Source organism: Delftia sp. SD018 (assembly GCF_017355445.1).
GTDB classification, from domain to species: Bacteria; Pseudomonadota; Gammaproteobacteria; order Burkholderiales; family Burkholderiaceae_C; genus Comamonas; species Comamonas acidovorans.
The window spans coordinates 129,882-149,152 of sequence record NZ_JADDRN010000009.1 but is presented as its reverse complement, the minus strand read 5'-3'; the positions used below and the strand labels follow the sequence as shown (position 1 = coordinate 149,152).

General features: G+C 67.0%; 22 protein-coding genes. 8 read left to right on the top strand and 14 right to left on the bottom strand.

Going from position 1 to position 19,271, the window contains the following annotated elements:
* The first annotated feature begins 49 nt into the window (after positions 1 to 49).
* From INR38_RS11680 to INR38_RS11670, 3 genes are read left to right on the top strand one after another with little or no spacing between them, the layout of a single operon-like run.
* A complete protein-coding gene (locus INR38_RS11680; protein WP_207443601.1) occupies positions 50 to 733 on the top strand; it encodes a Crp/Fnr family transcriptional regulator in 684 nt (227 codons plus the stop codon).
* 47 nt (positions 734 to 780) lie between these two features.
* Positions 781 to 1,077: a type II toxin-antitoxin system RelE/ParE family toxin gene (locus INR38_RS11675; RefSeq protein ID WP_192367136.1), complete on the top strand. Its 297-nt coding sequence runs from the start codon at positions 781 to 783 to the stop codon at positions 1,075 to 1,077.
* A complete protein-coding gene (locus INR38_RS11670) occupies positions 1,074 to 1,382 on the top strand; it encodes an addiction module antidote protein (protein WP_063327131.1) in 309 nt (102 codons plus the stop codon). Before INR38_RS11675 ends, INR38_RS11670 begins: the two co-directional genes overlap by 4 nt.
* Positions 1,383 to 1,398: 16 nt before the next feature.
* On the opposite strand, the gene INR38_RS11665 is transcribed toward INR38_RS11670, so the two are convergent.
* The 5 genes from INR38_RS11665 to INR38_RS11645 form a co-directional block, all read right to left on the bottom strand.
* The gene (locus INR38_RS11665; RefSeq protein WP_242699042.1) at positions 1,399 to 3,135 is read right to left on the bottom strand and encodes a GGDEF domain-containing phosphodiesterase; all 1,737 of its coding nucleotides are present in this window, start codon (positions 3,133 to 3,135) and stop codon (positions 1,399 to 1,401) included.
* A gap of 17 nt (positions 3,136 to 3,152) precedes the next feature.
* Positions 3,153 to 4,730, bottom strand: a complete 1,578-nt coding sequence (locus INR38_RS11660) for a PAS domain-containing methyl-accepting chemotaxis protein (RefSeq protein WP_207443603.1) — start codon at positions 4,728 to 4,730, stop codon at positions 3,153 to 3,155.
* Positions 4,731 to 4,891: 161 nt separating this feature from the next.
* Positions 4,892 to 5,506 carry an SCO family protein gene (locus tag INR38_RS11655; protein WP_034390671.1) on the bottom strand — a complete coding sequence of 205 codons (615 nt, stop codon included), beginning with the start codon at positions 5,504 to 5,506 and terminating at the stop codon, positions 4,892 to 4,894.
* Between the two features lie 210 nt (positions 5,507 to 5,716).
* Entirely contained in the window at positions 5,717 to 6,406 is a 690-nt protein-coding gene (locus INR38_RS11650) for a hypothetical protein (RefSeq protein ID WP_207443604.1), read from the bottom strand.
* Entirely contained in the window at positions 6,393 to 7,166 is a 774-nt protein-coding gene (locus tag INR38_RS11645; protein ID WP_012203609.1) for an SURF1 family protein, read from the bottom strand. Before INR38_RS11645 ends, INR38_RS11650 begins: the two co-directional genes overlap by 14 nt.
* A gap of 29 nt (positions 7,167 to 7,195) precedes the next feature.
* Between INR38_RS11645 and INR38_RS11640 the strand changes: the two genes are divergently transcribed.
* Positions 7,196 to 7,438, top strand: a complete 243-nt coding sequence (locus tag INR38_RS11640; RefSeq protein ID WP_012203608.1) for a twin transmembrane helix small protein — start codon at positions 7,196 to 7,198, stop codon at positions 7,436 to 7,438.
* 70 nt (positions 7,439 to 7,508) lie between these two features.
* Here the strand turns inward: INR38_RS11640 and INR38_RS11635 are convergent, their stop codons facing one another.
* The 7 genes from INR38_RS11635 to INR38_RS11610 all read right to left on the bottom strand — a co-directional run bounded on the left by INR38_RS11635 (position 7,509) and on the right by INR38_RS11610 (position 13,900).
* A complete protein-coding gene (locus INR38_RS11635; protein ID WP_012203607.1) occupies positions 7,509 to 8,390 on the bottom strand; it encodes a cytochrome c oxidase subunit 3 in 882 nt (293 codons plus the stop codon).
* A 70-nt stretch (positions 8,391 to 8,460) separates the two neighbouring features.
* Positions 8,461 to 8,673: a DUF2970 domain-containing protein gene (locus INR38_RS11630; RefSeq protein WP_013803984.1), complete on the bottom strand. Its 213-nt coding sequence runs from the start codon at positions 8,671 to 8,673 to the stop codon at positions 8,461 to 8,463.
* On the bottom strand, positions 8,670 to 9,290 hold the full coding sequence (locus INR38_RS11625; protein ID WP_013803985.1) for a cytochrome c oxidase assembly protein: 621 nt from the start codon (positions 9,288 to 9,290) through the stop codon (positions 8,670 to 8,672). The genes INR38_RS11630 and INR38_RS11625 overlap by 4 nt, the downstream gene beginning before the upstream one ends.
* Positions 9,291 to 9,314: 24 nt before the next feature.
* Complete coding sequence (locus INR38_RS28700; RefSeq protein WP_012203604.1) at positions 9,315 to 9,422, bottom strand: cytochrome oxidase small assembly protein; 108 nt, start codon at positions 9,420 to 9,422, stop codon at positions 9,315 to 9,317.
* Positions 9,423 to 9,445: 23 nt separating this feature from the next.
* Positions 9,446 to 11,116 carry a cytochrome c oxidase subunit I gene (ctaD, locus tag INR38_RS11620; RefSeq protein WP_012203603.1) on the bottom strand — a complete coding sequence of 557 codons (1,671 nt, stop codon included), beginning with the start codon at positions 11,114 to 11,116 and terminating at the stop codon, positions 9,446 to 9,448.
* 35 nt (positions 11,117 to 11,151) lie between these two features.
* Entirely contained in the window at positions 11,152 to 12,333 is a 1,182-nt protein-coding gene (coxB, locus tag INR38_RS11615) for a cytochrome c oxidase subunit II (RefSeq protein ID WP_013803986.1), read from the bottom strand.
* Between the two features lie 664 nt (positions 12,334 to 12,997).
* On the bottom strand, positions 12,998 to 13,900 hold the full coding sequence (locus INR38_RS11610) for a hypothetical protein (RefSeq protein ID WP_012203600.1): 903 nt from the start codon (positions 13,898 to 13,900) through the stop codon (positions 12,998 to 13,000).
* An 89-nt stretch (positions 13,901 to 13,989) separates the two neighbouring features.
* Between INR38_RS11610 and INR38_RS11605 the strand changes: the two genes are divergently transcribed.
* From INR38_RS11605 to INR38_RS11595, 3 genes are all read left to right on the top strand, one after another.
* Positions 13,990 to 14,724, top strand: a complete 735-nt coding sequence (locus INR38_RS11605; protein WP_207443605.1) for a phosphoribosyltransferase family protein — start codon at positions 13,990 to 13,992, stop codon at positions 14,722 to 14,724.
* A 52-nt stretch (positions 14,725 to 14,776) separates the two neighbouring features.
* A complete protein-coding gene (trmL, locus tag INR38_RS11600) occupies positions 14,777 to 15,274 on the top strand; it encodes a tRNA (uridine(34)/cytosine(34)/5-carboxymethylaminomethyluridine(34)-2'-O)-methyltransferase TrmL (RefSeq protein ID WP_207443606.1) in 498 nt (165 codons plus the stop codon).
* A 183-nt stretch (positions 15,275 to 15,457) separates the two neighbouring features.
* Complete coding sequence (locus INR38_RS11595; protein ID WP_013803990.1) at positions 15,458 to 15,763, top strand: DUF4148 domain-containing protein; 306 nt, start codon at positions 15,458 to 15,460, stop codon at positions 15,761 to 15,763.
* Between the two features lie 154 nt (positions 15,764 to 15,917).
* Here the strand turns inward: INR38_RS11595 and INR38_RS11590 are convergent, their stop codons facing one another.
* Positions 15,918 to 16,382 carry a MaoC family dehydratase gene (locus INR38_RS11590; RefSeq protein WP_034390662.1) on the bottom strand — a complete coding sequence of 155 codons (465 nt, stop codon included), beginning with the start codon at positions 16,380 to 16,382 and terminating at the stop codon, positions 15,918 to 15,920.
* Positions 16,383 to 16,458: 76 nt separating this feature from the next.
* The gene (locus INR38_RS11585) at positions 16,459 to 17,088 is read right to left on the bottom strand and encodes a LysE family transporter (protein WP_012203595.1); all 630 of its coding nucleotides are present in this window, start codon (positions 17,086 to 17,088) and stop codon (positions 16,459 to 16,461) included.
* Positions 17,089 to 17,385: 297 nt separating this feature from the next.
* Between INR38_RS11585 and kefC the strand changes: the two genes are divergently transcribed.
* A complete protein-coding gene (gene kefC, locus INR38_RS11580) occupies positions 17,386 to 19,269 on the top strand; it encodes a glutathione-regulated potassium-efflux system protein KefC (RefSeq protein WP_043824431.1) in 1,884 nt (627 codons plus the stop codon).
* The last annotated feature ends 2 nt before the right edge of the window (positions 19,270 to 19,271 follow it).

The following is a 19,271-nucleotide window of genomic DNA, read 5'->3' as shown; positions in this document are numbered from 1 at the left end:
CATGCCATCGTCGTCCTCCACGCCTTCAGCGGTTCGCTGCAGCGAATGCATGCGTTCGTCCCATTGCCTGCTGGGCCAATTGCCCGCGCCCGCATTCCAGCAATGGCTGCCGCACATCCGCGAACGCGGCCTGGCCAAGGGCCAGAAGCTCCAGGCGCAGGGCAGCGTCGCCCATGAATTCCAGGTGATCAAGATCGGCTTCGTCCTGGCCATCCGCCGTGGCGGCGACGGCGTGCAGCGGCCCGTGGCGCTGTTCGGCAACGGCCACGCGCTGGGCAGCCCGGGTTGGCTGCAGCAGCCCTCGGCCATGCACTTCGAGGCACTGGGCCCGGGGCGCATCTGCTGCGTGGACATCGCCACCATCACGCGCCGCGGCCTGGTCGATGCCGCCTTCGTGCGCGCGCTGGCCGCCAGCTACACCCGCAACAACGCCCTGCTGGCGGAATGGGCCCACATCGTCCGCATCCCCGGCGTGCTGCGCCAGCTGGCCGCAACCCTGATGCAACTGGCAGCTCTGCAGTCAAGCCTGCTCGTGCGCCTGCCCAGCCAGGGCGCATTGGCCGCCCTGCTGGCCACCACGCGCGAAACCATCGCGCGCAGCCTTGTGCGCCTGGTGCAACTGGGCGCGCTGGAGCGGCCCGACCGATGGCACTGCGTGCTGCAGCCTGCGGTGTTGTCGAGGATCAGTGGGGGTGGGGTGAGGGATTTGGAGTACCAGAGCATGGGAGGCTGAACACCCATACCAGGCTTCTTTTGTAGCCAACTGGCTACAATCCAACCATGTACAGCGTCATCGAAACCGAGGCGTTTGCTGATTGGGTAGACAGCATTCGTGACATGCCAACTCGTATCCGCCTGCGTCGTCGCCTGGGCAAAGCCATGCGCGGAAACCTGGGAGACGTGAAATCCGTTGGCGAGGGCCTATGGGAGATGCGCGAGTTTTTCGGGCCAGGTTGGCGCATGTACTACATCCAACGCGATCATGTTCTGATCGTGATGCTTGGCGGCGGAGACAAGTCCAGCCAGGCGCAGGACATTGCTGCGGCCAGGGCGATGGCCAGGGAGATCAAGCTATGAGCAACATCAAGATGCGGCCATTCGACATGGCCAACTACCTCGGCACCGAAGAGGAAATCGTGGAGTACCTGCGCCAGGCGCTGGAAGACAACGATCCGGCCGAACTGGCTGCGGCGCTGGGCGACATAGCACGCGCGCGCGGCATGACTCAGCTCGCTCGCGACACCGGACTTTCTCGGGAAAGCCTCTACAAAAGCCTGTCTGGCGAACGGGCGCCCAGTTCCGAGACGCTGTTCAAGGTGATTCAGGCCATGGGCTTCAGGCTCACCATCGCTCCTGCCGCATCGCAGCAGCCAGCAGCCTGACACTCGGACCACCCGCTTACTGCACCAACACCGCCTCTGCAGGCCTTTGCAACAGAGGCGGAATCTGCTCTGCCGGCATGGCGCGGGCGAAGAGCCAGCCCTGGTAGGCGTCGCAGTCCAGGATGCGCAGCAGGCGCAGCTGCTCGGCGGTTTCCACGCCTTCGGCAACCACCTGCAGGCCCAGGGTGCGGGCCAGCGCGATCACGGCCTTGACGATCTTGGCGTCGGCCGGGCTGTCGAGCATGGGGCCGATGAAGGTGCGGTCTATCTTCACGCGCGAGACGGGCAGATCGCGCAGGTGGGCCAGCGAGGAGTAGCCGGTGCCGAAGTCGTCCAGCACCACGCAGACGCCGGCCGCCAGCAGGCTGCCCAGCAGCTCGCGCGCCTGCAGCGGGTCGGTCATGGCGGCGGACTCGGTGACTTCCAGCTCCAGCAGGTGCGGCGGCACGCCATGCCGGGCCAGGCTGGCCATGAGGCGCTGCTGCAGGTCGGCCTGGCGCAGTTGCTGGGCCGAGAGGTTGACCGCCACGCGCAGCGGCATGCCTGCGCGCAGCCAGTCGCCGGCCTGCCGGCAGGCAGCATCGATCACCCATTCCCCCAGGGCCAGGATCAGGCCCGTGGATTCGGCCACGGGCACGAAGCGTTCGGGCGAGACCCAGCCCATCTGCTCGTCGTTCCAGCGCAGCAGGGCTTCCACGCCCTGGACCTGGCCGCCCAGCACCTGCACCTGGGGCTGGAAGTGCAGGCTCAGCAGACCCCGGTCCAGGGCACGCTTGAGGCGTTCGTGCAGCAGCACTTTCTCGGCCATGGCCTCGCCCATGGCGCTGGCATAGCGCGCATAGGAGGAGCGGCTGCGCTGCTTGGCGTCGTACATGGCCATGTCGGCATAGCGCATGAGGGTGGCCGCATCGCCCGCGTCCTGCGGATAGAAGGCTGCGCCCACGCTGGCACCGAAGTTCAGCGCGTAGTGGCCTATGGTGCAGGGCCGGCACAGCTCGTGCAGCAGCGCGTCGATGCGCTGGCGCAGATCGGTCTCGTTGCAGGGCTGCAGCAGGGCGGTGAACTCGTCACCGCCCATGCGCGCCAGCGTGGCCGAGCCGCCCAGCGCGACCTGCAGGCGGCGCGCCACCTCCTTGAGGACCTGGTCGCCCACGTCGTGGCCGTAACCGTCGTTGATGGCCTTGAAGTTGTCGAGGTCGAGCAGCAGCAGCGCAAAGGACGCGGGGCCGGCGCCCGATTCAGACTGCGCCCGCGCCTGCGAGATCGCCTGTTCCACCTGCAGCCCGAACTGCCAGCGGTTGAGCAGGCCCGTCAGCGTGTCGTGGGTGGCGTGGTAGTGCATGCAGGCTTCCATCTGGCGCAGCTGCGACAGGTCGCGCACAAAGGCCACGGCCACGCCGCTGCCGTGCGGCGAGTGGCCCAGGGCGATGTCCACCGACAGGCGCTTGCCGTCCTTGCGCAGCAGCCACAGGTCCCGCCCCTGGCCCATGGGCCGGCGCGCGGGCTGGGCGAAGTAGGACTGCAGTTGCGGCCCGTGGGCCGCCTGCGCCTCGGCCGGCAGCAGCATGTGCAGCGAGTGGCCCAACAATTCAGCGGCGCCATAGCCGCTCATGGCCTGCATGGCGGGATTGGCCAGCAGGATGCGGCCGCTGCGGTCCACAAGCAGGATACCGTCGGGCGCGGCCTCCATGGCCACGCGCTTGAGGTCTTCGTCCAGCGCCTCGCCCGGTGCGGCGGGATCACAGGCAACCATGCCCCAGCCCGGCGCCATCATGCGGACGCCCCGTTGCCGTGAAAGACCGATGCCGCCGCCTCCAGCGCCTGCGCCTGTCCGGCCAGCAGCTGTGCGTGCCCGATGGTGTCGCGCGCCAGGGCGGCATTGTGCTGGGTCATCTGTTCGAGCTGCTGCACGGCGGCCTGCACCTGCTGCACGCCGCCGGCCTGGGCCTGGCTGGCGGCCTGCATGCCTTCGGCCAGCACCAGTTGCTCGCGCATATCGGCCTGCACGGCCAGCATGGCCTCGCCCACTTCACGCGCCATGGCGCAGCTTTGCGCCACCTGCTGCTGCGATGCCTCGATCAACGCCTTGATCTGGCGCGCGGCGTGGGCGCTGCGCTGGGACAGGCCCCGCACCTCGTCGGCCACCACGGCAAAGCCCTTGCCGTGGTCCCCCGCGCGTGCCGCCTCCACGGCGGCGTTGAGCGCCAGCAGGTTGGTCTGGAAGGCGATGCCGTCGATGAGCGAGCTGATCTGCCCCACCTGGTCGCTGGTCTGGGCCACGCCGCGCATGCCCTGGTCCAGTTGCACGACCATGCGGCTGCTCTGCCCTGCCATGTCCACGCCGTGCCGCGCGCGGGCGGCGGCCTCGCCGGCCTGGGCGCTGCTGCGCTCGATGGCGCTGGCCAGGGCCTGCATGGCCTGGGCCGATTGCTCCAGGCTGGCGGCCGCGGCTTCGGTGCGGTCGCTCAGTTCGGTGCTGCCCTGCTGCACGGCCAGCGCGCAGCGGCGCACCTGGTCGCTCTTGCCCTGGATGTCGCCGACCAGGGAGACCAGGTTGAGCCCGGTCTGCCGCACGGCGCTGCCGATGGCACCGATCTCGTCCGTGCGCTGCAGGAACCGTGCATCGGTCTGCTGCCCGCTGGCCACGGCCTGTGCCTGGCCGCGCAGCGCCGCCAGGGGCATGAGCAGCCGGCGGCGCAGCCACTGCCCGGACGCCGCGCAGGCCAGGCTCCAGATCAGCCAGGCCGGCCAGACCTGGGCCAGCGGCACGGCCGATGCCTGCAGCGCGGGTGACCACAGTCCGGCCGACCCCAGCAGCCACAGGCCGGCCACCACGGCCTGCACGCGCCAGGCCAGTGGCCGAAAGCGCCACCACCGCTGCAGCGCGCCCACGGCGCCGCGCCCCACGGGAAAGCCCCGGTGCAGGCCAAGCGAGCGCACGCCGGCATTGATCTGTTCATAGAGCGCCGCATGCTGCTGCACCTCGCGCGGCTCGGGCCGGGTGCGCACGGACAGGTAGCCGACCACGGCGCCCGCATGGCGTATGGGACTGGCGTTGGCGCGCACCCAGTAGTGGTCGCCGTTCTTGCGCCGGTTCTTGACCAGGGCGCTCCAGGGCAGCCCGCGCTGGATGGTGGACCACATGTCGGCAAAGGCGGCGGCCGGCATGTCGGGATGGCGCACGATGCTGTGGGCCTTGCCGTAGAGCTCGGCGGCCTCGAAGCCGCTGACGCGGATGAAGGCATCGTTGGCATAGACGATGCGCCCCTTCAGGTCGGTGACGGAAAGAAGCGTCTCTCCTTCGCTCAGAGGGTACTCACGCTGGGTGACGTACACGTTTCGCCGCATGGATCAGGTCTCTCGGAGATGGGCGGGGCGTCGGCATGACACCCCCAGGCGGGGCCCACTCTAAGCAGTCCTGAGGCGATGCACATCAGGGATGGTGTGCTGCAGCGCACCTAAACGCAGTCAATGTGACGGGGGTCACATTGGCTGCGGCGCGCGCAGGATCAGGAACGCTTTTCCTGCAGCAGGGCCTTGACGTCGGCGCCCAGCACCTGCGGGCCGCCGCCGTATCGCTCATACACGCGCAGGCGGCCGGCCGTGTCATAGACATAGCTGCCGGCCGAATGGTCCAGCGTGTAGGTGCCTTCGGTCTTGCCGGGCACTTTCTTGTAGAAGAGCTTGAAGTCCTTGGCCACGGCCGCCGTCTCGTCCGGCGTGCCGTGCAGGCCGACGAAGCCGGGGTCGAAATTGCCCAGGTAGGCCTTGAGCACCTCGGGCGTGTCGCGCTCGGGATCCAGGGTGACGAAGACGCCCTGCAGCCTGTCGCCATCGGCGCCCAGTTGCTGCTTGACCTCGACCAGCTCCTGCAGGGTGGTGGGGCAGACATCGGGGCATTGCGTGTAGCCGAAGAAGACCACGACGACCTTGCCCGCAAAGTCCTTGATGCTGCGCTGCTTGCCGTCCACATCGCGCAGGGGAATGTCCTTGGCGTACTCGGCGCCCGTGACATCGACACCCTGGAAACTGGTCTTTGCCTCGCGCGAGCATCCGCTCAGCGCCAGGGCGCCCCATGCCATGGCAGTCAAGCCCAGAACGCGCAGCGCTGTCCGTTTGTTCATGCTTCCTCAACAAGGTAGTTGCCGCAGGCTGCGTGGCCGCAAAGGCTGCGCGCCGGCCCGGGCTGGAAAGGGAAAAGGCGAAAGCGTCCGCTGAAGGCGCTTTCGCACAGCCGCAAACCATAACCCATAACCGCAAGACCCCGGCGCCGCGGGGCCTGCCTGCCGGCCTACCGGGGCCTGCCAGGACCTACCAAGACCTACTGGCCAGCCTTACTCGCCGTCGCCCGGACGCCCTGCCGTGTCCCAGGAAGCCGATGCACGCAGCAGCCGGTCCAGGTCGCGCTTGGCCTTGCCGGCATCGGCCATGCCCAGGCCTGCGGGCATGCGCATCATCCAGTGGCCCTGCGGGTCCACCACGTACAGGTGGTCCTGCAGCGCATGGCCGGGCGCGGGCTGCAGCCAGCCGCGCAGCACGGCCTCAGGCACGCGCAGCACCGTGGCCTGGGCCAGCGCGGGGCGCAGGTACGCGGGCACGGGTGCGTCGTCGGAGATGAGCCAGACCCGGTCCAGCCGGTCCTTTTCGCGGCCCAGTGTCTCGCGCAGCTGGCGCTGCAGATAGAGATGGCTTTCGCAGGCGCTGCCGCAGGCACCGCCCGCCACGCTGAGCAGCAGCCACTGGCCCTTGAGCGACTGCAGCGGCAGCGGCGTGCCGTCCAGCGTGGTGGCCGTGGCCGAAGGCAGGGCCGGCTGGGCCGCGATCAGCTCGCCAAAGCTGCGCTGCTGGCCAGGCCGCAGCACGTAGTAGGTGAAATAGGAGGCCACCACGGGCGCGGCACAGACCGCGAACACGGCCAGCATCTTCCAGCGGCCGCTGCGCGTGCGCTGCGCGCCGGCAAGGCCCGGCTGCAAGGGTGGCAGGCCATGGACGGTCATCTCCAGGGGAGTCTCAGGAGCGGGCATGGCGCGGGCGGACAAAGCGTCGGACGATTTGGAACCAGACATACAAAAGCGTGATCAGGGCCGCAAGTCCAAACCATTGGAACGCATAGCCATGGTGTTTCTCGACACCGGCCGTCACAACGGGCCAGTCGCGCCGCAGGCCTTCGCTGGCTTCGCCGGTCTGCAGCAGGCTCCATTCGCGCAGCGGCAGCCCGGAGGCCACGGCCCATTCGGCAATGTCCACATTCTGTCGGATGCGCGACTTTTGCCCATCAGGGTCTGCCCCTGCACGGCCGAATTCGTAGAGCCGGGACGGCGCGGCCTCCATGCGCCCCTCAACGGTCACCAGGCCTTCGGGCGTCTGCACCTCGGGCAAGGCCGTGCGGTCCAGGAAGTTGCGCGGCACCCAGCCGCGCTGCACGGCAATCACCACATCCTCATGCGGCGCGGCCAGCCGCAGCGGCGTGAGCACAAAGAAGCCCGGCTGGCCCTGCATCTGGCGGTTGTCCAGGTACAGCGATTGCCCGGCAATCCAGTGGCCCTGCAGTCGCACGGGCCGGTGCAGCCAGGGCGCCGCCTCGGTGTTCAGGGCAGCACCGGGCTGCATGGGCGCCAGCTGCGCGTTGTCCAACGGCGGCAGGCCCTGCTGGCGCTGCACGGCATCGAACAATTGCTGCTTGTAGGCCGCGCGCTGCAGTTGCCAGCGGCCCAGGGACAGTGTGATGGCCACGCCGATCAGCGCGGCCAAGGTGATCAGTACAAACCGCCAGCGGTCTGGCATTCTGGAAACACGCACCGGATAATCCACCCATGAAATTCGTGATCGTTCTCGCCCTGCTGGCCATTGTCGCCAGTCTGGGCAGCGCCTTGTTCTTCATGATGCGCCGCAATCCCGAAGACCAGGAGGGTGCGGGCGACGACAGGCGCCGCAGCCGCGCCATGTTCCGCGCACTGGCGCTGCGCGTGGGCCTGTCCATCACGCTGTTCCTGTGCGTGCTGCTGGCGGCCAAGCTGGGCTACATCCATCCCACCGGCTGGACCGCCGGGCAATAGACAAGCCCCCTGCCCCCGCAAACAAAAAGAAGCGCCCAGGCGCTTCTTTTTGCATGGGGCGGGCAGACCCTCACATCCAGTACACAAGAACGTAGAGGAACAGCCAGACCACGTCCACGAAGTGCCAGTACCAGGCCGCGCCCTCGAAGCCGAAATGCCGCTCGGACGTGAAGTGCCCGGCATGCAGGCGCATGGTGATGAAGAACAGCATCAGCATGCCCACGAAGACGTGGAAGCCGTGGAATCCCGTGAGAAGGAAGAAAGTCGAGCCGAACACGCCCGAGGACAGCTTGAGGTTCAGCTCGGTGTACAGGTGGTAGTACTCGTAGCCCTGCACGCACAGGAAGACGAAGCCCAGGACCACCGTCATCCACATGAAGGCGATGGTGCGGGCGCGGTGGCCGGCCTGCAGCGCATGGTGTGCGATGGTCAGCGTCACGCCCGAGGTCAGCAGCAGCGCCGTGTTGATGGTGGGCAGCCAGAACGGACCCACGGTCTGGAAGGGCTCGACGCTGTTGGCCGGCGAGGCCGTGGCACCGGCCGCCATGCTGGGCCAGACGGCCTTGAAGTCGGGCCAGAGCAAAGCGTTGTCCAGGCTGCCCAGCGCGGGCACCGAATGCGAGCGCGCCCACCACAGGGCGGTGAAGAAGGCGCCGAAGAACATCACCTCGGAGAAGATGAACCAGCTCATGCTCCAGCGGAAGGACAGGTCGATCTTGCGCCCGTACTTGCCCGACTCGCTCTCGTGCGCGGCTTCCCGGAACCAGAAAAAGAGCACGGCCAGCCACCAGACCAGGCCAAGGCCCAGGCTGTACATGCCCCATTCATGCCCATTGATCCAGTTGCCCGCGCCCAGGATCACGAAGAACAGCCCCGCCGCCGCCATGACGGGGTGGCTGGACTCGGCCGGCACGTAGTAGTAAGGCGTTTTGCCGTGGGTGGTTGCACTCATTGCTCAGCTCCTGAAATTCTTGGTTCTCGGTTTCCCGTCTATCACTCTCTGTCCCCGATGGCCGCGCCGCTCAGACCACGAGCTTGACCAGCGCGATCAATCCCAGCACCAGCACGAAGATGGCCGCCAGCCCCACCGCAATCACATGCAGCGGCGTGATGCGCTCCCCGTCCTGCTGGTACTCGCTTCCCCTGCGCACGCCGAAGAGCGACCAGGCCACGGCGCGCACCGTGCGCCACACGCTGGGCGGGCGGCGCGGCTCCCGTGGCTGCGGCGCATTCATGAGGCGGGCTCCTGCTTCGGCCCTGCCGCCACCGGCGCCTCGCCTGTGGGTGCGGCCGGCGTCCTGCCACCCACCTCGAAGAAGGTATAGGACAGCGTGATCGTGGTCACATCCTTGGAGATGCGCGGATCGATCACGAAGGCCACCGGCCATTCGCGCTTTTCCCCGGGCTCCAGCGTGTACTGCGAAAAGCAAAAGCACTCCAGCTTGTTGAAATGCGCGGCCGCCTGGCGTGGCGCATAGCTCGGTATCGCCTGGGCCGCCATGCGGCGGTCCTGCACATTCTGGAACTCGTACATGACCGTGGCCAGCTCGCCCGGATGGACCTGGATGGAGCGCTGCGCCGGCTTGAAGTCCCAGGGCCCGCGCGCATTGGCGTCGAACTCCACGGTGATGGTGCGGCTCTTGTCCACCTGCGAGTTGGCGGGCAGCTTCACATCGCGCCCGGCCGTGCCGTTGCCCGGCACCTGGCGCTCGGACAGCGACAGGATGTTGATGCCCGTGAGCTCGCAGATGTGCTTGTAGATGGGAATCAGCACGTAGCCGAAGGCAAACATGCCCAGCGCCACCACGGCCAGCTTGCCCACCATCTTCGCGTTTTCACTGCGCACGCTCACGGACGTCCCTCCTGTTGCCTGCCCTCAATGGAGCACGGTGATCTTGATCACGAAGCCGGCCAGAAAGACCAGCGCCACCGATACCAGGATCAGCGCCAGCCGCAGGTTGGCTTTTCGTTGCTGTGCGTCCATGTGCATCTCCCTTGGGGCTTGCATCAACCGATGATGCGGGTGGCGGTGGCATCGAGCTTGGGCGGCGTCTCGAAGGTATGGAACGGCGCCGGCGAAGGCACTTCCCACTCCAGGCCTTCGGCGGCCTCCCAGGGCTTTTGCGGCGCTTTCTCGCCCTTGCCGCGCATGGCGGGCACGACGACGAAGAGGAAGAAATACACCTGCATCAGGCCGAAGCCCAGCGCGCCCAGCGAGGCCACCATGTTGAAGTCGGCGAACTGCATGGGGTAGTCGGCATAGCGGCGCGGCATGCCGGCCAGGCCCAGGAAGTGCATGGGGAAGAAGGTGACGTTGAAGAAGATCAGCGAGCCCCAGAAGTGGATCTGGCCGCGCGTCTCCGAATACATCACGCCGGTCCACTTGGGGGCCCAGTAGTAGTAGGCCGCGAACATGGAGAACAGCGATCCGGCCACCAGCACGTAGTGGAAGTGGGCCACCACGTAGTAGGTGTCCTGCAGCTGGATGTCGATGGGCGCCATCGACAGGATCAGGCCCGTGAAGCCGCCCATGGTGAACACGAAGATGAAGCCCACCGAGAACAGCATGGGCGTCTCGAAGGTCATGGAGCCGCGCCACATGGTGGCCACCCAGTTGAAGATCTTCACGGCCGTGGGCACCGAGATCAGCATAGTGGCGTACATGAAGAACAGCTGGCCCGTGACGGGCATGCCGGTCGTGAACATGTGGTGCGCCCACACGATGAAGGACAGGATGGCGATGGACGAGGTCGCATACACCATGGAGGCATAGCCGAACAGCTTCTTGCGGCTGAAGGCCGGCACGATCTGGCTGATGATGCCGAAGGCCGGCAAGATCATGATGTAGACCTCGGGGTGGCCGAAGAACCAGAAGATGTGCTGGTACATCACCGGGTCGCCGCCGCCTGCGGGGTTGAAGAAGCTGGTGCCGAAATGGCGGTCCGTCAGCGTCATGGTGATGGCGCCGGCCAGCACGGGCATGACGGCGATCAGCAGGTAGGCGGTGATCAGCCAGGTCCAGGCGAACATGGGCATCTTCATCAGCGTCATGCCGGGCGCGCGCATGTTGAGCACGGTGACGATGATGTTGATGGCGCCCATGATGGAGCTGGCGCCCATGATGTGCATGGCCAGGATGGAGGTGTCCATGGACGGGCCCATCTGCAGCGTCAGCGGCGCATACAGCGTCCAGCCTGCGGCGGGGGCGCCGCCGGGCATGAAGAACGAGCCCACCAGCATCAGGCCGGCCGGGATCAGCAGCCAGAAGCTGAAGTTGTTCATGCGCGCGAAGGCCATGTCGGAGGCGCCGATCTGCAGCGGCAGCATCCAGTTCGCAAAGCCCACGAAGGCCGGCATGATGGCGCCGAACACCATGATCAGGCCGTGCATGGTGGTCAGCTGGTTGAACAGCTCGGGGTTGACGATCTGCAGCCCGGGCTGGAACAGCTCGGCGCGGATCAGCAGCGCCAGCACCCCGCCCACCATCAGCATGGTGAACGAGAACAGCAGGTACAGCGTGCCGATGTCCTTGTGGTTGGTGGCGAACATCCAGCGGCGCCAGCCCGTGGGCGTGGCGTGGTGGTGATGGTCGTCATGCCCGTGTCCATGCTCGTGCTCATGCGCATGTTCGTGGCCCTCGCCCGCAGGGCTGTGGATGGGGGGAAGTACGGCGCTCATGCTGTTATCTCCAATCGCTCATCTGTCTTGCGGGCTCACTGGCCGGGAAACTTGCCGGTGCGGGCGGCCACGAACTCGGCCGGCTGCACCAGCTGGCCGGTCTTGTTGGACCAGTGGTTCTTGGCAAAGGTGACCACGGCGGCCAGCTCGGTATCGCTCAGCTGTTTCCAGGCGGGCATGGCGCCGTTGGCACGGCCTTCCAGCACCACATGCATCATCTCGGCCGTGGGACCCAGGACGATGGGGCTGCCGTCCAGCGGCTTGATGGGACCGGCGCCCTTGCCGTTGGCCTGGTGGCAGGCCGCGCAGTTGGCGGCATAGACCTTCTCGCCGCGTGCCATCAGGTCGGGCAGGCTCCAGACCTTGCTGGGGTCGTCCTTCTTGGCGGCGGCGATCTTCTTTTGCTCGTCCACCCAGGCCTTGTAGCCGTCGCTCGACAGCACCTTCACGTGGATGGGCATGTAGGCATGCTCCTTGCCGCACAGCTCGGCACACTGGCCGTAGTAGTCGCCGGTCTTTTCGGCACGGAACCAGGTGTCGCGCACAAAGCCCGGGATCGCATCCTGCTTGATGCCGAAGGAAGGCACCATGAAGGAGTGGATCACGTCATTGGCCGTGGTGATGATGCGCACCTTGCGGTCCACGGGCACGACCAGCGGGTTGTCCACCTTGAGCAGGTAGTCGTTGGGTGCCTTGGAGACATCGCCGCTGTCGGACAGCGCGCGGTGGCTGCTGTCCAGCGTGGAGATGAAGCTCAGGCCCTCGCCTTCGCCGTTGATGTAGTCGTAGCCCCATTTCCACTGGTAGCCCGTGGCCTTGATGGTGACATCGGCATTGGTGGTGTCCTTCTGCGCCACCAGCACCTTGGTGGCCGGCAGCGCCATGAGCACGACGATGATGAAGGGCACGATGGTCCATACCACCTCGACCGTGGCCGATTCGTGGAAGTTCGCCGCCTTGGCGCCGCGCGATTTGCGGTGCTTCCAGATCGAATAGAACATCACGGCGAACACGCCGATGAAGATCACCGTGCAGATGATCAGCATCATCCAGTGCAGGTAATGCTGCTCATGCGCGATGCGCGTGACCGCCGGATGAAGGTTGAGCTGATTGACGGCCGGGCCGCCTGGCAGATCTGTCGTCGCATGCGCAAGGGAGCCTCCCCCTGCCACACTCATCAAGCCCCAGAGAACCAGCTTGGTGGAAATGCTTTTCATAGTTTTCACTTACATCTAAGCCTCGGGTTATCCACTCGCTCCGCTGCGCCGGCGTGGGGGCCGCGCAGCCAGACCGTTCAACGCCTGCCCAAAGGGCAACTCCCGGCCTCAACTGTCCGAGCATGCATGAAAGCGCCGCAGATGTGCCTGCGCGCAATCACCAATAGCGTGCCAGCCGGCATCAACGGCAGCTCGGACGTGGGACCAGGATTCGGGCGTACAGCCATCCCCGCCTGCGCCTGCAGGCGCATGAATTCGGAGGACAGCAGCAAGGTGGACGGAAGAATGCGCGCACGCCGGCCATTCAGGGCATGTGTGCCATGGGGGCCGGGAGCGGATTGGAAAAGGGGGCGCATGCGGCCCGGCATGCGGCACAGAAGAGGGGACAGCAGGGACAGAAAGACCAGTGCCCGCTCCCAGAGGAACAGGCACTGCTGCAGCCGGTGATGATCAAACTCGTGGGCAGGCCGCTCCTGGATGGGTCGGCCCGTTCTCGTTCCCGTGGCAAAACGAAACACCAAATCGTCTCCCCTTTCGGCCTGCGGACCGCTGGTCTTTTCCCGGCCCGGGAAAGCGAGCCCAGGGAAAAGCTGTTGTCTCTGTCAGCTCGGGAAAAGTGTAGACGTTTTTGTTTTCGATCAATGACCGGAAAGCGACATTGGGGCTATCGCAAACCCGTGTTGCGCGGCTGGCGCAGCATGCTGCGCATGTCCTCCAGCGATACGGCGCTGCTGGACTCCAGGCGCACGCGCGGCTGCGGCTTGTAGGCGTGGCCGTAGACGATCTCGAAGGTCAGCGCCAGCTGCCCGTCGGGGCCGGCCAGGCGCTCGCGCAGGGCATCGTGCAGGCGCTGCTGCCAGCGGCGGCCGCGCAGGGCGGCAAAGCGCTGCGGATGGAAGTTGCGGCCCAGCTCGCGCAGCTCCTGCAGCAGCCGCTCGGGCGTGGCAAAGGTCAGCGTGATGTGCTCCATGTCCATCACCGGCTCGCTGAAGCCTGCGTGCACCAGCATGTCGCCCCAGTCATGCATGTCGGTGAAGGCCTGGCCGGCGGGCGGCCAGCCGAGCTGGGCGTAGATGGCGTGCAGCTCGCGCAACGTATCGGGCCCCAGGCAGGAGAACATCACATAGCCGTCCACGGACAGCGCCTGGTGCCAGCGCGTGATCAGCGCCTGCGGGTCGGCCTGCTGGTGCAGGGCCATGTTGGCCCACAGCATGTCCACGCCGGCAGGCTCGGGTTCGCCGAAGCGCGTGGCGCCCCCGGTCCAGCGCGCGGGCTGCCACCAGCGCGCGCCCAGCTGCTCGCGGGCTGCGGCCTCATGCAGCGGCGAGGCTTCATAGACCAGGCATTCGGACTGCGCATAGCGCTGGCGCAGCAGCGCATGGGCCTGCAGGCCGCCGCGCACGGGCTGCCAGTGGCACCAGCGCTGGGGCGGCTTGACGATCCAGTCCAGCCGCTCCTGCATGCGGCGCGCCACCTCCTCATGCAGCCACGGCGAGGCCGCAGGCGCGGCCTGCTGCCAGCGCAATGCGGCGGCCGGATCGATGGTGGGGGGCAATTCGTGGGACATGGCTGGGCGGGGAATCCGGGCTCCTCGAAAGACAGGCGCCCGGCCCCGGAGCAAAGGGGTGGCGGACGCGGCGCGAGTATATTGACTCCATGCCCAACCTGCCTGCGTCATGGCTTTCGCACTGGCATGCCGGCCTGCCCAGCCAGTGCGCCGTCTGCCGCCGCTGGCCGGCGCAGCGCCTGTGCCAGGACTGCCGCTTGCGCTGGGCCAGGCCGCTGCTGCGCTGCGGGCTTTGTGCCATGCCGCTGCCAGCGGGGCACGGCGCCAGCGGCGGCCAGCAGGTCTGCGGCGCCTGCTTGGTCAAGCCTCCGCCACTGACGCACTGCCTTGCCGCGCTGGACTACGCCTATCCCTGGCACACGGTGATCGGCGACTTCAAATTCCGGGGAGACACCGGCCTGGCACGCAGCCTGGCCGCCCTGCTGCTGGAGCAGCACGGGGCGCGCGAGCAGCTGGAGCAATGCGATCTGCTGCTGCCCATGCCCCTGTCTGCCCAGCGCCTGCGCGAACGCGGCTTTCACCAGGCCCTGGTGCTGGCCCGTGCGCTGTCCGGCCCATCCACCCGCGGCAAGCTGCGGCACCAGGCCGTGCAGCGCGCCCACACGGCACAGGCCCAGCATGACCTGCCGCGCGCCCTGCGCCTGCGCCAGCTGCGCGGGGTCTTCGCGGTGCCGCCGGCGCAACTGCCCCATGTGCGCGGCCGCAGGGTCCTGCTGATCGACGATGTGATGACCACAGGTGCCAGCCTGCATGCGCTGGCCACCTGCCTGCGGCGTGCAGGCGCGGCCGAGGTCAGCGCCCTGGTGCTGGCGCGCACGCCCTGATCGTGGGGGTTCGGAGCCCGGGGGCATAGGCCGCCGCGAGACAATACGGGCCATGTTCCATATCGTTCTCGTCGCGCCGGAGATCCCGCCCAATACCGGCAATGTGATCCGTCTGGCCGCCAACACCGGCTGCAGCCTGCACCTGATCGAGCCGCTGGGCTTTTCCATGGAAGACCGCCTGATGCGCCGCGCCGGCCTCGACTACCACGAGTACGCGCCCGTGCGCCGCCATGCCGACTGGCAGGCCTTCCTGCAGGACTGCCAGCCGGACCGCCAGCGCATGTTCGCCATGACCACGCACAGCAGCAGCCCCGCCCACGCCATCGGTTTCCAGCCCGGCGACTGGCTGGTGTTCGGTTCCGAAAGCAAGGGCCTGCCCGCCGAGGTGCGCGAGCAGTTCCCGCCGCAGCAGCGCCTGCGCCTGCCCATGCTGCCGCAGCAGCGCAGCCTGAACCTGTCCAATGCCGTGGCCGTGACCGTGTTCGAAGCCTGGCGCCAGCAGCAATTCGTAGGCGCTGCCCTGGCCGAGAGAGCAGCCGGCGCGGCCTGAGCGATCGGTCGGATCGGGCGGAAAGTTCCCGGCCGATTGTTTCAACAGCTGAAAAAGCGCATTGCCAATCCAAGGGTTTTTCCCGATTCCAAGCCGTCCTACATTTGAGTCATGGGCTCTACGTTACCAAGCGATTTCCGCGAAGAACGCCCTGTCCCAGAAACAAAACAAAGGACTTGAATCATGAAGAACACCCGCCGTTTTGCCGTCCTGGCCGCCCTCTCCATCTCCGCCATCGCCGCCCAGGCTGCCGGCTTCGACTATGCCGACAACAGCAGCTACCCGCCCGAAGTGAAGACCCAAAGCACGCTGACACGTGCCCAGGTCATGGCCGACCTCAAGGCCGCCCAGGCCAATGGCACCATGCCCTCCGTCGCAGAAGGCTACCTGCCCATCCAGAACACTGCCACCGCCACCGTGAGCCGCGATGAAGTGCGCCGCGAAGCCGCCGCCGCCGAGCGTTCGGGCCAGCTGAACTTCGGTGCCTGAGCCTCAGCCCCCCGCAACCGCTGCCACCACGCAGCCAGCCCGCAGGTGCCCCCTGCGGGCTTTTTTCATCGCCGGGCCGCCCCAAGATGAAAAGCGCCCCCTTGGGGGGCAGCGGACCTTGCGTAGCAAGGGTAGCGTGGGGGTCAGTTTTGATTCAGGCCTTGGCGCCGTAGTTGCGGGCCACGGACTCGGCCACGCAGGCGGGCTTGTCGGCGCCTTCGCGCTCCACGGTCACCAGCCAGGTCATCTGCAGGCCACCGGGCTCGATGGGCTCGGCGGCCTGCAGCGTCAGGCGCGCACGCAGGCGGCTGCCCACGGGCACGGGAGAGGTGAAGCGCACGCGGTTGAGGCCGTAGTTCACGCCCATTTGCGCGCCTTCGATGTGAAAGCAGTTCTGGAAAAACTGGGGGATCAGCGACAGCGTCAGAAAGCCGTGCGCAATCGGCGCGCCGAAGGGGCCCTTGGACGCGCGCTCGGGGTCCACATGGATCCATTGCTGGTCGCCCGTGGCATCGGCGAACAGCTGCACCTGCTGCTGGGTGATGGTGATCCAGTCGCTGACGGCGACTTCCTGCCCCACGCAGGCACGCACTTCGGAATAGGAATGGAAGGTTTTCATGCCCCAAATGGTAGGGGCCGGTGCCGCGCGCTCCATGTCGGGCGCGCGACAGGCTAGGGTTAGTCCAGGGTGGATGTCACCTGGACGCGCGCTGAACAAAGAACAGGCCTGTGCCCACGGCCATCAGCAGTGCGCCGAAGACCCGGTTCTGGCTGCGCACCGCACGCGCGCTGCGCATGAAGCCGCGCAGGGCGCTGGCGCTGGCCGCATAGCCGTGCATGACCATGGTGTCCACGGCCAGCATGGTGGCGGCCAGGATCAGCAACTGCAGCCACAGCGGGCGGCTGGTGGTCATGAACTGGGGCAGCACGGCCACCATGAAGATGATGCCCTTGGGATTGGTGGCGTTGGTCAGGAAGCCCGTGAGCACGCGGCGGCGCACACTGAGCTCGGGCATGGATTCCTGGGTGGCCAGGGGTGCGGCACCCGAGCGCCATTGGCTGATGCCCAGGTAGATCAGATAGCAGGCGCCGACGATCTTCACGGCGTTGAACGCCCATTCGGAGGCCAGCAGCAGCGAGCCCACGCCCGCACCGGCGATCAGCAAGATGGTCAGCAGCCCCAGCTGCAGCCCGAAGATGGTGGCGCTGCTCTTGCGCACGCCATACGACAGTCCATGGCTCATGGACAGCACGGCGCCCGAGCCCGGGGAGACCGCAATGATCCAGCAGGCCACAAAGTAAGCGATCCAAGTGTGCCAATCCATGCCAAACACCTTAAAAATACGGAGCAGGCCGGCATCTTAAAACCGTGCAGCCGATGTGGCGCACTGCCGCAGCAAAGCCGGATGGGGCGGTGAAGCATTCGGTGGCATTTTTCATCGCCGGGCCGCCCCAAGATGAAAACGGCCCCCTCGGGGGGCGCCCGGCCAGGGGCAGCGGACCTTGCGCAGCAAGGGGAGCGTGGGGGGCATTTTCAACCCTGTCAGGAAGCTGACCCGGCTGTGAGAGTGACACAATCAATTGCCCCAGGGTAAACACCAACTCCAAGATCCCGAGCTCCCATGGAACACAGCGCCCCCATCTGGCTGACCTACGGCTTTCTCTATCTCACCGCCGCCGTGCTGGCCGTGCCCATTGCGCGTGCCCTGGGCCTGGGCGCCATCATTGGCTACCTGGGTGCCGGCATTGCCATGGGCCCCTGGGGACTGTCGCTTGTCAGCAATGTGGATGACATTCTTCACTTTGCCGAGTTCGGCGTGGTGCTGATGCTCTTCGTGATCGGGCTGGAGCTGCAGCCCAGCCGCCTGTGGGAGCTGCGCCGGCCCATCCTGGGATGGGGGCTGGCGCAGATGCTGGCCTGCACGGGCGTGCTGTTCCTGGCGGCCTGGGCCTTCGGCTTTTCCTGGCGCGTGAGCCTGATCGCGGGCATGGGCCTGGCCCTGTCGTCCACGGCCATCTGCCTGCAGGTCATGGCCGAGCGCAACCTCATGCGCACGCCCAGCGGCCAGGCCGGCTTTTCCATCCTGCTGTTCCAGGACGTGGCCGCCATTCCCATCCTGGCGCTGATCCCCATCCTGGGCGCGGTCAAGGCCGCCAATGCCACGCACACCGACAGCCACCTGTGGCTGCAGGTGCTCAAGACCGTGGGCACCATCGCCGCCGTGGTGGTGGGCGGCCGCCTGCTGCTGCGCCCCCTGCTGCGCTGGATCGCGCGCAGCCGCACGCCCGAGATCTTCACGGCCACCTCGCTGCTGCTGGTGGTGGGCATTGCCATGCTGATGGTGCAGGTGGGCCTGTCCATGGCGCTGGGCGCCTTCCTGGCCGGCGTGCTGCTGGCCGACAGCGAGTACCGCAGCGAGCTGGAGACCAACATCGAGCCCTTCAAGGGCCTGCTGCTGGGCCTGTTCTTCATGGCCGTGGGCATGAGCATCGACTTCGGCGTGCTGCTGCGCGCGCCCTGGGCCATGGCGGCCATGGTGCTGGGCTTTCTGGCGCTCAAGGGCGCCGTGCTCTACACCCTGGCCCGCGTGCTGAAGCTGCCCTGGCGCGAGCGCCCGGTGTTCGCCCTGCTGCTGGCCCAGGGCGGGGAGTTCGCCTTCGTGGTGTTCCAGACGGCGGCGCAGTACAAGGTGTTCCACCACAGCATCTCGTCCATGCTGGTGGCCGCCGTGGCCCTGTCCATGCTGATCGGCCCGCTGGTGCTGGTGCTGATGGACAAGCTGCTGCTCAAGCGCTTTGCCGACATGAAGGATTGCCAGGTCGACGGCGCGGGCCAGACTGCCAGGCCCCATGAAATATCGGAGCCGCAGGACGCGCAAATCATCATTGCGGGCTTTGGCCGCTACGGCCAGATCGTGGCACGCGTGCTGCTGACCCAGGGCGTGCCGGCCACCATCCTCGACCACAGCGTGGAGATGCTGGAAGTGGCCCACACCTTCGGCTACCGCGTGTTCTTCGGCGATGCCACGCGCATGGACCTGCTGCGCATTGCCGGCGCGGACAAGGCGCGGGTGCTGGTCATTGCGGTGGACTCTTCCGAGCAATCACTGAAGATCGCTGCCCGCGTGCGCAAGCGCTTTCCGCACCTGGAGATCGTGGCCCGCGCGCGCGACATGGCCCACTGGTACCAGTTGCGCGACCTGGGCGTACACCATGTCGAGCGCGAAGTCTTCGAGTCCAGCCTGGTCTCGGCGCGCACCGTGCTGGAACTCGCCGGCCACAGCCCTGCCGAGGCCCAGCGCACCACCACGCGCTTTCGGGAGCACAACCTGGAGCTGATCGAGCGCATGTACCCCCACCACAAGGACCAGGCCCAGCTCATTGCCGTGGCCAAGCAGGGCCGCCAGCAGCTGGTCGAGCAGATGGCCAAGGAGCGGCAGGAGGCCCAGGCGCAGCAGGAGAAGGACCAGGCGCCGCAGGAAGCCCCGCCGCCGCCCGGCCCCTGAAA